Annotated in this window: 11 protein-coding genes and 1 other annotated feature; all 11 genes read left to right on the forward strand. The window is 55.9% G+C overall.

Annotation, left to right across the window (positions count from 1 at the left end; translation table 11 throughout):
• The first annotated feature begins 214 nt into the window (after window positions 1–214).
• The 11 genes from sleB to DESHY_RS07860 all read left to right on the forward strand — a co-directional run bounded on the left by sleB (window position 215) and on the right by DESHY_RS07860 (window position 13,102).
• Entirely contained in the window at window positions 215–931 is a 717-nt protein-coding gene (gene sleB, locus DESHY_RS07805) for a spore cortex-lytic enzyme (RefSeq protein WP_008411780.1), read from the forward strand.
• A gap of 18 nt (window positions 932–949) precedes the next feature.
• On the forward strand, window positions 950–2,305 hold the full coding sequence (gene ypeB, locus DESHY_RS07810; protein ID WP_008411781.1) for a germination protein YpeB: 1,356 nt from the start codon (window positions 950–952) through the stop codon (window positions 2,303–2,305).
• Window positions 2,306–2,353: 48 nt separating this feature from the next.
• Window positions 2,354–2,607: a binding site (T-box leader), on the forward strand.
• 47 nt (window positions 2,608–2,654) lie between these two features.
• Window positions 2,655–3,134, forward strand: a complete 480-nt coding sequence (locus DESHY_RS07820) for an Lrp/AsnC family transcriptional regulator (protein ID WP_008411783.1) — start codon at window positions 2,655–2,657, stop codon at window positions 3,132–3,134.
• Window positions 3,131–4,330: an aminotransferase class I/II-fold pyridoxal phosphate-dependent enzyme gene (locus DESHY_RS07825; RefSeq protein WP_008411785.1), complete on the forward strand. Its 1,200-nt coding sequence runs from the start codon at window positions 3,131–3,133 to the stop codon at window positions 4,328–4,330. Before DESHY_RS07820 ends, DESHY_RS07825 begins: the two co-directional genes overlap by 4 nt.
• A gap of 264 nt (window positions 4,331–4,594) precedes the next feature.
• Window positions 4,595–6,109, forward strand: a complete 1,515-nt coding sequence (locus DESHY_RS07830; RefSeq protein WP_008411786.1) for a sodium:solute symporter family protein — start codon at window positions 4,595–4,597, stop codon at window positions 6,107–6,109.
• Window positions 6,106–7,404 (forward strand): phenylacetate--CoA ligase family protein, encoded by a 1,299-nt coding sequence (locus DESHY_RS07835; protein ID WP_008411787.1) that lies wholly within the window; start codon window positions 6,106–6,108, stop codon window positions 7,402–7,404. Before DESHY_RS07830 ends, DESHY_RS07835 begins: the two co-directional genes overlap by 4 nt.
• 86 nt (window positions 7,405–7,490) lie before the next feature.
• The gene (gene iorA, locus DESHY_RS07840) at window positions 7,491–9,266 is read left to right on the forward strand and encodes an indolepyruvate ferredoxin oxidoreductase subunit alpha (protein ID WP_008411790.1); all 1,776 of its coding nucleotides are present in this window, start codon (window positions 7,491–7,493) and stop codon (window positions 9,264–9,266) included.
• On the forward strand, window positions 9,259–9,834 hold the full coding sequence (locus DESHY_RS07845) for an indolepyruvate oxidoreductase subunit beta (protein ID WP_048817988.1): 576 nt from the start codon (window positions 9,259–9,261) through the stop codon (window positions 9,832–9,834). The genes iorA and DESHY_RS07845 overlap by 8 nt, the downstream gene beginning before the upstream one ends.
• A 613-nt stretch (window positions 9,835–10,447) precedes the next feature.
• The gene (dsrA, locus tag DESHY_RS07850; protein ID WP_008411794.1) at window positions 10,448–11,644 is read left to right on the forward strand and encodes a dissimilatory-type sulfite reductase subunit alpha; all 1,197 of its coding nucleotides are present in this window, start codon (window positions 10,448–10,450) and stop codon (window positions 11,642–11,644) included.
• 60 nt (window positions 11,645–11,704) lie between these two features.
• Entirely contained in the window at window positions 11,705–12,769 is a 1,065-nt protein-coding gene (gene dsrB, locus DESHY_RS07855) for a dissimilatory-type sulfite reductase subunit beta (protein WP_008411795.1), read from the forward strand.
• A gap of 114 nt (window positions 12,770–12,883) precedes the next feature.
• The gene (locus DESHY_RS07860) at window positions 12,884–13,102 is read left to right on the forward strand and encodes a hypothetical protein (RefSeq protein ID WP_008411796.1); all 219 of its coding nucleotides are present in this window, start codon (window positions 12,884–12,886) and stop codon (window positions 13,100–13,102) included.
• Window positions 13,103–13,412 lie beyond the last annotated feature (310 nt).

A 13,412-nucleotide genomic window follows, 5' to 3' on the forward strand; every position in this document is an offset into this window, starting at 1 on the left:
AAACAGCTGCAGACAAAGGTAAGCCAAGGTGGTTTTATGATCCCCTGCCGGTGCGCAGACCGGGGCTAAAGGGGATCATAAACCGCCGTTAATAATTCTTGACACATTGAAACTTCGGGTCTTGCCCGAAGTTTTATTTTTTTCAAGGACTGCCAAACCACATAAAGCCAGCCTCCTCAGGTAAAAATAACAAAAAAACATGGGGTGATGCTTAATGCTGTGGGGAAGCATGCAAAACAAGCGGAGAATAGGGATTGCCCTCATCAGCCTGATCTTCTTTTGCCTGGGCGGCCTGTTATTTTACAGCCGGGCCCTGGCCCAGGATACCCTTTACTGGGGAACCGGCGGCAGCAAAGTACGGGCGGTGCAGCAGCGGTTAAAAGACTGGGGCTACTACAACGGTCCGGTCAACGGTTATTACAGCGGGCAGACGGTCGCTGCCGTAAGAAAATTTCAAGCCCGGAACGGCCTGCGGGTGGACGGCGTGGTGGGGCCTCAAACCTACCAGGCCCTGGGCCTGTACACGCCGCCCAAAAAAACCACCTATACAGCCACCACCTCCCGGGGCTTTGTTTCCAACCGGGATACCGTTAACCTGCTGGCGCGGGTAATCATGGGCGAAGCGGCCGATGAACCCTATATCGGCAAAGTGGCCGTAGGGGCGGTAATGCTCAACCGCATGAAAAACTCACAATTTCCCAACACATTGGCCGGCGTTATCTACCAGCCCCTGGCCTTTGAATCGGTGGCCAACGGCCAGTATAACCGGCCCTTAAGCCAGGAGGCCCTGCGGGCTGCCCAGGATGCCCTGGCGGGCTATGATCCCACCGGCGGGGCGCTGTTCTTCTGGAATCCCGGCAAGCCGGTGAGCCGCTGGATTTGGTCGCGCCGAATTGTTACCCAAATTGGCAACCACGTGTTTGCACACTAAAGGGAAGGGGATACCGCAATGAAAAAATGGGGTTTGCCGGCCCTGATTGGCGTTATGGTCTTAATAGCTGCAGGAACCTGGGGTTACAAGCAGTATCAGGATAAAATTTTACTGGAAACCCACGTCAACAACCGCTACCAGATGTCATTTTACAACCTGATCAGCCGGGTGCAAAGCATGGAGGTTTTACTGGCCAAAACCCTGGCGGTTTCCGGCCAGCCGGACGATACCATAATTTTTTCCGAAATCTGGCTGCAATCCGAAGGGGCCAGGGAAAATCTCACCCAACTGCCCTTAACTTCCAACGTAGTGGCCAGAACAGCCAAATTTTTAAGCCAGGCCGGTGACTTTGCCCGGGTTAAGGCCAGGGAAATTAACAGCGGCCAAAGCATGTCGGAAGAAGACTACCGCAACCTGCACAATCTTTACCGGCAGGCGGCACAATTGAACAAGGAACTGCATAACATGGAGGGTAAAGTGGCCGACGGCAAATTGAGCCTGGCAGAACTGGCCCGGGCCGGGCGGCAAGAACTGCCGAAGGGCAGTCCCGGCACCGGAGCAGCTGACTTTCAGAGCATCGACCGGGATATGCAGGGTTTCCCCACCCTGATTTACGACGGCCCCTTTTCCGATCACTTGGATCGGGTGCAACCTGCTGCCTTAAAGGGTGAACCCGCCGGCGCTGACGAAGCCAGGAATATCCTGCGGCAATTTGTTGACCTGAAGGATGACAAAGACTACCGGGCCCAGGTTACCGGCCGGGTGCGGGAAAAAATACCCGGCTACCAGGTGGAACTGCTGCCCCGCCGGGGAGGCGAGGGCCGCATCTCGGGCAGTGTCAGCGAAAAGGGCGGCCATGTGGTGTGGTACCTGAACAGCCGGCCGGTTGGCAGCGCCCAAGTAAAAATTGAGCAGGCGGTTGCCCGGGCCCAACGCTTCCTGGCCGACCGCGGCTATCAAAATATGGTTGGCATTTACCACCAGGTAGAAAACGGCATTGCCGTCATTAACTTTGCGCCGGAAGAAAAAGGCGTGCTGCTCTACCCGGACCAGGTGAAAGTCAATGTTGCCCTGGATAACGGCCAAATTGTGGGCTTTGATGCCCGGGGCTACCTGATGGCGCACAAACCAAGAAACATTCCCATGCCGCAAATTACCGCTGCCCGGGCCAAAAGCAAAGTAAACCCGCGCATGGAAGTAATCAACACCCGGCTGGTGATGATACCCACCGACGGGGGCAAAGAAAGGTTTTCCTATGAAGTTACCGGCCGCATCAACGGCGAAACCTTCCTGGTGTATGTCAATGCCATAACCGGTAAAACCGATCAGGTGTTAAAATTAATTCAAGCCCCCAACGGAACTTTAACAATGTAAATTGACAGCGTCTTGAATAAGTGGTAAGATACCACTTAATACCCCATAAACAAAACCATGACGGGGAAGAAGGTTGTGTAAATTGCCCAGCGAGCCGGGGTTTGGTGCAAGCCCGGCCAAGGAAGCAGCCGGGCCGCCCCTGAGTGCAGGCCGAAACAACAGGGTTAACTTTCCTGCCGGTAAGTTAACCGGGAGTAAGCCTTGCCGGTGCTTCGCCGTTACAGAAGTCCGAGTGGGTTGCCGCGGCTGTGCCGCCGGTAACCAATGAGGGTGGTACCACGGATGTCAACTCCGTCCCTTTTGGGGACGGGGTTTTTTATTTAAGCGACAAAACTACGGAGGTGCCAGTATGCTGGAAATCTTGGAGATCCTGCAAAACAACAGCCGGCTGACTGCCAAACAAATTGCCGCCATGACCGGCCGGGATGAGCAAGAGGTGCGGCAAATAATTGAGCGTTTAGAGGCGGATAAAACCATTATCAAGTATTTCACGCTGATTAACTGGGAAAAAGCAGGCGTGGAAAAAGTATCCGCCCTCATTGAAGTAAAAATAAGCCCCCAGCGGGATGTGGGCTTTGATGCGGTGGCGGAACGCATTTACCGCTTTCCGGAGGTCAAAACCGTTCACCTGATGTCCGGCGCCTACGACCTGGCGGTGCTGGTGGAAGGCATCACCATGAAAGAAGTGGCCCTTTTTGTGGCTACCAAACTGGCCACCATCGAGCATGTGTTAAGCACCGCCACCCATTTTGTCCTTAAGACTTATAAACAAGACGGCTTTATTTTTGAAGATAAAGAAACTGACAAAAGGCTGGTGATTAGCCCGTGAGTACAGGCAAATGGACAGATTACATCAATCCTGCGGTGCAAAACATGCCGCCTTCCGGCATCCGCCGCTTTTTTGACCTGGCCGCCGAGATGGAAGGGGTTATCTCCCTGGGCGTAGGCGAACCGGACTTTGCCACGCCCTGGCATATCCGGGAATCCTGCATTTACTCCCTGCACCGGGGCAGAACCTCCTACACCAGCAACCAGGGGCTGCCGGAACTAAGGGAAGAAATTGCCCGCTACCTGGCCGGCCAGGGGGCGGTGTATGATCCCCGCCGGGAACTGCTGGTGACCGTGGGCGTGAGCGAAGCCCTGGACCTGGCCCTGCGTACGGTGATTCAACCCGGCGACGAAGTTATTATTCCCACCCCCTGCTATGTATCCTACATTCCCTGCACCACCCTGGCGGGCGGCGTACCGGTAACCGTAGCCACCCGCCTGGAAGATAATTTCCGGCTTACCGCCGACCGGCTGGAGGCTGCCATTACACCCCGCACCAAGGCCCTGCTGCTTTGCTACCCCAACAACCCTACCGGGGCGGTAATGGACCGGCAGAGCCTGCTGGCGATAGCGGAAGTGGTGGCCAAACACGACCTGTTGGTAATTTCGGATGAAATATACGACCGCCTGACCTACACCGGCCGGCACACCTGTTTTGCCGCCCTGCCGGGCATGCGGGACCGCACCATACTGCTGAACGGTTTCTCCAAGGCCTATGCCATGACCGGCTGGCGCCTGGGCTACGCCGCCGCCCACCCGGATTTTATCGCCGCCATGACGAAAATCCACCAGTATACCATGCTGTGCGCTCCCATCACCGCCCAGGTGGCTGCCCTGGAAGCCCTGCGCCACGGCCAAAGCGCCATGGAACAAATGGTGGCCCAGTATAACCGGCGCCGGCGCCTGGTGCTGCAGGGATTTAAGGAAATCGGCCTGCCCTGTTTTGAACCCGGCGGTGCCTTTTACGCCTTTCCCTACATTGGCCATACCGGCTTGAGCGCTGCGGAGTTTGCCGAGAACCTGCTGCGGGAAGAAAAAGTAGCTGTTATTCCCGGCGATGTCTTTGGTCCGGGCGGCGAACAGTGTATCCGCTGTTCTTATGCCTCCTCGGTGGATGACTTAACCGAGGCCGTTAAACGCATGGGCCGGTTTATTAAAAACCGCACAGCCGGCCGGGCCAGGGTGGTTTATCTTTAACAACCGACCCGCCGGCAACCACACTTGCCGGGCCGGGGCGGCAGCTGCCCCGAGCTGCCGCAAAAAATGTGCAAACCGGGCAGGAATCAGCATAATTATATAGAATAAGATTTATATTTTACAGTTTCGGAGGTGATGGCAGGACGGCAGTACGGTAGATTTGCAGGAGAGCAGGCAAGCGGGATGGTTTGGTTAGGCAGTATTAGAACAAAACCGGGCAGGTTGCCCGGCTTATCACACATAGCAGAACAGGAGGATGGTAGAATGAAAGGGCTGTTTCTTACCCTTTTTATAGGGTTTCTTTTATTTAGCGGGCTTTACTGCATGCGGCGGGCCCAAACCCTTAACGACTTTTTTCTCGGCGGCAGGACGGTGGGTCCCTGGCTGTCTGCCTTTGCCTTTGGCACCACCTATTTTTCCGCCGTCATCTTTATCGGTTATGCCGGCAAAGTGGGCTGGGGCTTTGGCCTGTCCGCCCTTTGGCTGGCGGTGGGCAATACCCTGCTGGGCAGCTTGCTGGCCTGGTGGGTGCTGGCCCGGCGCACCCGGCAGATGACTGTGCGTTTAAACACCATGACCATGCCGCAGTTCCTGGGGGCCCGTTACCTGTCACCCGGCCTCAAGATATTTGCCGCACTGCTTATCTTCGTCTTTATGATTCCCTACTCAGCATCCGTATACATGGGTTTGAGCTACCTGTTTGAACGGGTTTTTGCCATTCCCTATACCTATGCGGCGGTGGCCATGGCGGTGCTTACCGCCATGTACCTGGTTACCGGCGGCTACCGGGCCGTAGCCCTGACTGACGTGGTTCAGGGAACGGTCATGATTTTCGGGGTATGCACATTAATTTACTATGTACTGGGGGCGCCCCCGGTGGGCGGCTTGCTGCCGGCCATCAATAAACTGGCCGCCGTCGACCCGCGGCTGACGGCGCCGGTGGGTCCCCCCGGCCTGGTGCCCATTGCTTCCCTGGTTATCCTCACCAGCCTGGGTACCTGGGGGCTGCCCCAGATGGTGCAAAAATTTTATGCCATTAAAGACGAGGCGGCCATCAAACCCGCCGCCATAGTGGCCACCCTGTTTGCCCTGGTTATTACCACCGGCGCTTATTTTACCGGCAGCATGACCAGACTGTTTTTTGACCGGCTGCCGGTGGATGCCGTAACCGGCAAACCCAACCCCGACCTGATGATCCCGCAAATTATGATGAACCACCTGCCGGAATGGGCGGTAACCCTGATCTTGCTGCTGGTGCTGTCGGCTTCCATGTCTACCCTGGCCTCCCTGGTGCTGGTGGCCAGCTCTGCCGTAACCATCGACCTGCTCCAGGGTGTTTGTCCTGCCCTCAGCGAGCGTCACCAGGTGCGGCTGATGCGGCTGTTTTGCACCCTGTTCATTGCCCTGTCGGTGGGCCTGGCCCTGCTCAAGCCCACCCTCATCTTAAGCCTGATGGCCATCTCCTGGGGCACTTTGGCCGGCGCTTTCCTGGCCCCGTACCTCTACGGCTTATACTGGCGGGGGGCCACCGCCCGGGGGGCCTGGCTGGCCGCCCTCACCGGGCTGACCATATCGGTAATTTTTTCCTTTTACTTTAAGCTGGATGCCGGCAAAATTCCCCTGGTAGGTTCCCTGGCCATGCTGGTGCCGCTGGCTGTGCTGCCCCTGGTCAGCCTGGTCAGTGAGCCGCTGCCGGAGGATCACCTGTGCAGTGTGTTTGGCGACAGGGCGCCCCGGCGTACCCTGTTAGTGAAAAACAAGAAGGTGGAACAGTTATGATTTGGAACAAAGCGTGTGAAACCATGGACCGGGAGGAACTGCAGCGGCTGCAGGCCTCCCGGCTGCAGCAAACCGTAGCCAATGTTTACCAAAGGGTACCCTTTTACCGGGAACTGTTTGACCGCCACGGGGTTAGCCCGGCAGATATCAAAAGCGTGGCGGATGTTGTCAAACTGCCCTTTACCACCAAAACCGCCCTGCGGGACAACTACCCCTTTAACATGTTTGCGGTGCCCATGAAAAAAGTGGTACGGCTGCATGCTTCCTCCGGCACCACCGGCAAGCCCACTGTGGTGGGTTATACCCGCCAGGATATCGAAACCTGGTCGGAACTGGTGGCACGCATGGTTACCGCAGCCGGCGTAACCGATGAGGATGTGGCCCAGGTAAGTTTTGGCTACGGCTTGTTTACCGGCGCCTTCGGGTTGCACTACGGGCTGGAAAAGGTCGGCGCCACCGTGGTGCCTTCCTCCACCGGCAATACCGAAAAACAAATCATGCTGATTCAGGATTTTGGCACCACCGCCCTGATCGGCACTCCCACCTACGCCCTGCATATGGCAGAAGTGGCCCGGGGCATGGGCATCGACCCCAAAAGCCTGGGGGTTAAAGTGGGGCTTTTTGGTTCCGAGGCCTGGACCGAAAGCATGCGGGACGAGATAGAAAAAATATGGGGCTTGTTTGCCACCGACAACTACGGCCTCAGCGAAATAATCGGGCCGGGCGTGGCGGGCGAGTGCCGGCAGCGGCAGGGCATGCACATTGCCGAAGATCACTTCCTGGTGGAGGTGATCAACCCGGCTACCGGCGAACCGGTACCCGACGGGGAAGAAGGGGAGCTGGTCATTACCAGCCTGACCAAAGAGGCGCTGCCTATTATCCGCTATCGCACCAGGGATATTACCGTTAAAACCGGCGAGCCCTGTGCCTGCGGCAGAACCCATGCCCGCATCCGCAAGGTGAGCGGCCGGACGGATGACATGCTGATTGTCAGCGGCGTCAACGTGTTCCCCTCCCAGATCGAAGACGTGCTGCTGCAAATTGACGGTGTGGCACCCCACTACCAGATTATAGTAACGAAAAAAGGTTATCTGGATGCCATGGAAATCCAGGTGGAAATGAGCGATGCCGCCTTTACCGGCAACTGGCGGGATCTGGAAGCATTGGAAGCAAAAGTCCGGTCGCGGCTGCTGGCGGTTCTTTCCATCAACCCTAAAGTGAAACTGCTGGAGCCCCGTTCCTTGGAACGCAGTACCGGCAAAGCCAAACGTGTTATCGACCTGCGTCAAAAATAACCATTTAACCGGATTGCCGGCGGCTCCCCTGTGCGGGGTGCTGTCCCAACGGGCGAAAATATTCAACTAACCAGGAGGCAACGTCAATGAAAGAACTTCTCTCCGGCAATGCTGCCATTGCCCGCGGCGCCTACGAAGCGGGCGTGACGGTGGGGGCCGGTTATCCCGGCACCCCCAGCACAGAGATTTTAGAAAACTTTGCCCGCTACCCGGGCGTTTACGCCCAGTGGTCACCCAACGAAAAAGTCGCCCTGGAAGTGGGGGCGGGCGCTGCTATCGCCGGGGCCCGGGTGCTGGTGACCATGAAACATGTGGGAGTAAATGTGGCCGCCGATCCCCTGTTCACATTGTCCTACACCGGCGTAAACGGCGGTTTGCTGCTGGTGTCTGCCGACGATCCCGGCATGCACAGCTCGCAAAACGAGCAGGACAACCGTTATTACGCCCTGATGAACAAAATTCCCTGCCTGGAACCGGCCGACAGCCAGGAAGCCAAAGACATGGTGGGCCTGGGTCTGGCCATCAGTGAACAGTTTGATACCCCGGTGATGCTGCGGCTTACCACCCGCATTTCCCACTCCCAGGGTTTTGTGGAATTAAAGGAGCCGGTGCCCTATAACCGGCGCCCCTACAGCAAAAATCCCCAAAAGTACGTAATGGTGCCGGCCCACGGCCGGCTGCGCCGGGTCTTTTTGGAAGAGCGGCTGGCCCGGCTTAAGGAATACAGCGAAAACTGCCCGGTTAACTTTATTGAATGGGGGGACCGCAGCCTGGGCGTTATCACCGGCGGCATCAGCTACCAGTACGTTAAAGAAGTGCTGCCCCGGGCTTCCGTACTTAAGTTGGGGCTGACCAACCCGCTGCCGGAAAACCTGATCCGGCAGTTTGCCGCCGGCGTGGAGCGGCTGCTGGTCATAGAAGAGCTGGATCCCTTTTTGGAACTGCAAATCCGGGCCCTGGGCATCCCGCTGCAGGGCAAAGAACTGCTGCCTGCCTACGGCGAACTCAGCCCGGCTCTGCTGGCCGAGCGCCTGTCCCGGGCGGGTATAGCGGTGGCGCCTGAGGTTGCGGTGACAGCGGCAAGCGATCAGGCAGCCGCTGCCGCCGATTTGCCCGGCCGTCCCCCGGTCATGTGTGCCGGCTGCCCGCACCGGGGCGTGTTTTACATCCTGAAAAAACTGAAGCTGGTTGTCAGCGGCGATATTGGCTGTTATACCCTGGGCAGCCTCAGCCCCCTCAGTGCCATGGACACCTGCATTTGCATGGGGGCCAGCATCGGGGCCGCCCTGGGCATGGAGAAGGCCGACCCGGAACTGGCCCGCCGCACCGTAGCGGTGATCGGCGACAGCACCTTCCTGCATTCGGGCGTAACCGGTTTAATGGATGTGGTTTACAACGGCGGCACGTCCACCGTGCTGGTATTAGATAACCGCACCACCGCCATGACCGGTCACCAGGAAAACCCGGCCACCGGCACCACCCTGCAGGGCCGGCCGGCTCCCGAGACAGACCTGGCTGCCCTGGCCAAAGCGGTGGGGGTTAAGCGGGTGCGCACGGTAGACCCCATGAATCTGGCAGAAATCGAAGCAGCCGTTAAAGAAGAAGTGGCAGCACCGGAACCGTCGGTCATCGTTTGCCGGCGCCCCTGCATGCTGCTAAAGAAAAACGCCCCGGGCCAGCCGGTGGCAGTGGATGAGGCGGTTTGCGTCAATTGCGGCCTGTGCTTGCAGCTGGGCTGCCCGGCCATTTCCCGCCGGGACGGCAAAGCCGTCATCAACGCCATCCAGTGCAGCGGCTGCGGCCTGTGCCTGCAGGTTTGCAAACCGGGTGCGATCACAAAGCGGGGTGAAGAAAATGCTTAAACCGGTTAATATTTTACTGGTGGGCGTCGGCGGCCAGGGAACCATCCTGGCCACCCGGGTGCTGGCCAAAGCTGCCCAGGACGCCGGTTACGACATAAAAGTATCAGAAATCAAAGGCATGGCCCAGCGGGGCGGCAGCGTGGTAACCCAGGTGCGGCTGGGGCAAAAGGTTTACTCGCCGGTCATTGGCCAGGGAAGTGCGGATGTTATCCTGGCCTTTGAAAAAATGGAAGCCCTGCGCTGGCTGCCTTACTTAAAAGCCGACGGTCATATGATTATTAACGACCAGGCTATCCCGCCGGTGCCGGTGCTCACCGGCGCGGCGGCGTATCCTGACGACTGCCTGGCCCGCGTCCGGCAGGCGGTTCCCCAAACCGTGGCGGTGGATGCTTTAAATATTGCCATCCAATGCGGCAATGCCAGGGCGGCCAATGTGGTGCTCATGGGGCTGCTGGCCAGGCGGCTGCCCATAGACAAAGCTACCTGGCTGCAAGCCCTGCGGCAGCGGGTGCCGGCCCAATTTATAGAAGTTAACCTGCAGGCCTTTGAGCGGGGTTATAACCTTTAAAGCGGCCTGTTCGAGAAACATCCCGTTGCACGGAAAAGTGGGACGGGATGTTTGCTTTTGTTCCGTCATCAGAAACCGGCCATTGGGTTAACCAAAGAATTGTCGAAATTTTTAGCGAATTTACTCTTGCCAGTGGGAAAAATAAGGCGTATATTAACTAATAGGAACATATTATTGAAGTTCAATACCTGCATGTATACGCCCGGGTTTGCCGGTACCTCCCGGTTAACCCTTTTTTCCAGACAAACCCGCAAGACATGCTCATACCCTTGTGATATAATTAGCTTCAACCGACAGCATTAATTTAACTGCAGTGGTTAAAAGAAATTTTTTTACTATTCAAACTATGTGAAAAACTCCACATTACTGTCGGCTGAATATCTGTTGACAGACAGACAGGACAGGTGTTAATATTTTTGTGGAGTACAGTTGTATATTGACGCCAACATTGTGCAATTTGAGACAATATTGCCTGCTTTTCCGGGTTGGACAAGTTTGTCTTTTTTTGTCTAACTAACTGGATCATTATGGTCTGGCAGGAGAAGCGGCTGTGCCATTTATGGCGGGGTAGGAATAATCTATCCTTTTTTACAAAAAAACGGAGGTGAACTTAATGACCGAAGCCAAGAAGACTCCTCTCTTGGACGAACTCGAGAAAGGCCCCTGGCCCAGTTTCGTAAAAGAAATGAAGAGAGCTGCTGCTAACAGCCCTTCCGCCCAAGACTTGCTTGGTCAGCTGGAGCTTTCCTATGTTGACAAGAAAGCTCACTGGAAGCACGGCGGTCTGGTAGGCGTTATGGGTTATGGCGGCGGTGTAATCGGTCGCTACTCTGACGTTCCCGAGCAATTCCCCAACGTGGAAATGTTCCACACCATCCGCCTCAACCAGCCTTCCGGTTGGTATTACACAACCAAGGCCCTGCGCCAAGTGTGCGACGTGTGGGAAAAGTACGGTTCCGGCTTGACCAACCTGCATGGCTCCACCGGTGACATGGTACTGCTGGGCACCCAAACCGACAAAATTCAAACCATTTTTGATGAAGTTTCCAACTTTGAAGAGCATCCCTTCGATTTAGGCGGCTCCGGCTCCAACCTGCGTACCCCCAGCTGCTGTGCCGGTCCTGCCCGGTGCGAGTTTGCCATGATCGACACCCTGGATCTCTGCCACGACCTGACCAACGAGTTCCAGGATTACCTGCACCGCCCCATGTGGCCTTACAAGTGCAAAATTAAGATTTCCGGCTGCCCCAACGACTGCGTAGCTTCGATCGCTCGTTCCGACATCTCCATCCAAGGTACCTGGAGAGACGATATCAAGATCGACCAAGAAGCCGTTCGCCAGTATGTGGCAGAAGGTTTTGACATTGAAGGTCTGGTCATTGCCAAGTGCCCCACCAAGTGCATGAGCTGGGACGGCAACGAACTGACCATCGACAACGCAAACTGCACCCGTTGCATGCACTGCATCAACAAAATGTGCAAAGCCCTGCGTCCTGGCGACGATCGCGGCGCCACCATCCTGATCGGTGGTAAAGCTCCCATCCTGCAAGGCGCCATGATGGGTTGGGTAATCATCCCCTTCATGAAACTGGAGCCTCCCTACGAAGAACTCAAAGAGTTCCTCGAAAAAGTTTGGGAGTGGTGGGATGAAAACGGCAAGACCCGTGAGCGTATTGGTGAGCTGATCCTCCGTCTGGGTATGCGCAACTTCCTGCGCGCCGTTGATCTGGAGCCCATTCCGCAAATGGTGCAGGCACCGCGTGCAAACCCCTTCTTCTTCTGGTGGCCTGAAGAAGTTGTGCAAGACTAATTGGCAAAATATGCTGGCACATGCCGCATAAAATAATGAAACGGGGAGAGGTGAACCACATTGGCACAAGCAAGAACCGATATCGGACCGCCGCTTTATAAAGACATGTTACCGCCCATTATCAAAGAAAACTATGGCAAGTGGCGTTACCATGAAATTTTAAAGCCCGGCGTGCTCGTACACGTATCTGAAACCGGAGCCAAGCTGTACACCGTACGCGCAGGTTCTCCGCGTCTGATTTCTATTTACTTCATTCGTGAAATCTGCGACCTGGCAGACAAATACTGCGATGGTTACCTGAGATTTACCAGCCGCAACAACATTGAATTCCTGTTGAGCGATGAGTCCAAAATCGATCCCTTGATTGAAGACCTCAAAGCACTGGGGATTCCCGTTGGCGGTACCGGCAACTCCATTACCAACATCGTACACACCCAGGGTTGGGTACACTGCCATACCCCGGCTACCGATGCTTCCGGTATTGTGAAAGCCGTTATGGATGAGCTGTTTGAGTACTTCACCACCATGAAGCTGCCTGCCAAGCTGAGAATCGCTCTGGCTTGCTGCTTGAACATGTGCGGTGCTGTACACTGCTCCGACATCGCCATTCTGGGTATTCACAGAACCGTACCCAAAATCGATCACGAAAACCTGCATAAGCTGTGCGAGATTCCCACTCTGACCGCCAGCTGCCCCACTGCAGCCATTCGTCCTAACCCCAAACTGAAGTCTATCGAAATTAAGGCCGAACGCTGCATGTACTGCGGTAACTGCTACACCATGTGCCCCTCTGTACACATCATCGACCCCAAAAACGATGCTGTGTCCATCTGGGTGGGCGGCAAAATCTCCAACAGCCGTATTGGTCCCAGATTCTCTCGCTTGGCTATTCCTTTCCTGCCCAACAACCCGCCCCGCTGGCCGGAAGTTGTTGATGCAGTTAAGAAGCTGGTTGAAGTATGGGCTGCCAATGCTCAACCGGGCGAGCGCATGGCTGAGTGGATCGACCGCATCAGCTGGGAGAAGTTCTTCGAAATTACCGGTCTGCCCTTCACAGACAAGCACATCGACGACTTCACCCTGGCCCAAACAACCTTCAGATGCACTACTCAGTTCAAGTGGTAGGCATATAGCTGCTTGCGCTTGAGTAAAATAGAATTGTGAGCCGCCGCCGTCAGGCGGCGGCATCTCAACATTTTACCACCCGTAAGGATGGTAGGAAACGGTGGTGTTATTAAAATGGAAGAATTAAAAGCTAAAATCCTGGCCTATCTGGAAGGCGTAAGCAAGGAAAAGCCCCGCGTCATTGCCGAAAAAATCGGCGCCAACAAAAAAGAAGTTGACAAGGCTTGCTCCGAACTGGCCAAAGAAGGTAAAGTAGAATACCTTTACATCGGTACCTCTTACGTAACCCTGGCCGGCAAAGACCACACCCCCGGCAAACTGAAAGAAGAATAAACACTTACCCAAAGGGCGGCGCCAGCCGCCCTTTAGGCTGTAGACAAAGGTTGTAACACAAAGCGAGGCGGTTTTGTGATTCCTGCCGGTGCGCAGACCGGAGCCAAAGGGGGGCATAAACCGCCGGAAATGTTTGTCGACACTCTGAAGGGCGGTATGAGCCGCCCTTTTTGCATGGTGCCTGCTCCAAAGTTGTTAAGTTGCTTGTATTTGCCCGAATTATAGAGGATACACTATCTGGGGAGGGCTTGCAATGGGGCAAGACGTACTGGTAACCGTTAAAGGTACCCGCCGGGATGCAGACAGCCCG

The organism is Desulforamulus hydrothermalis Lam5 = DSM 18033, assembly GCF_000315365.1.
Lineage (GTDB): Bacteria > Bacillota > Desulfotomaculia > Desulfotomaculales > Desulfotomaculaceae > Desulfotomaculum > Desulfotomaculum hydrothermale.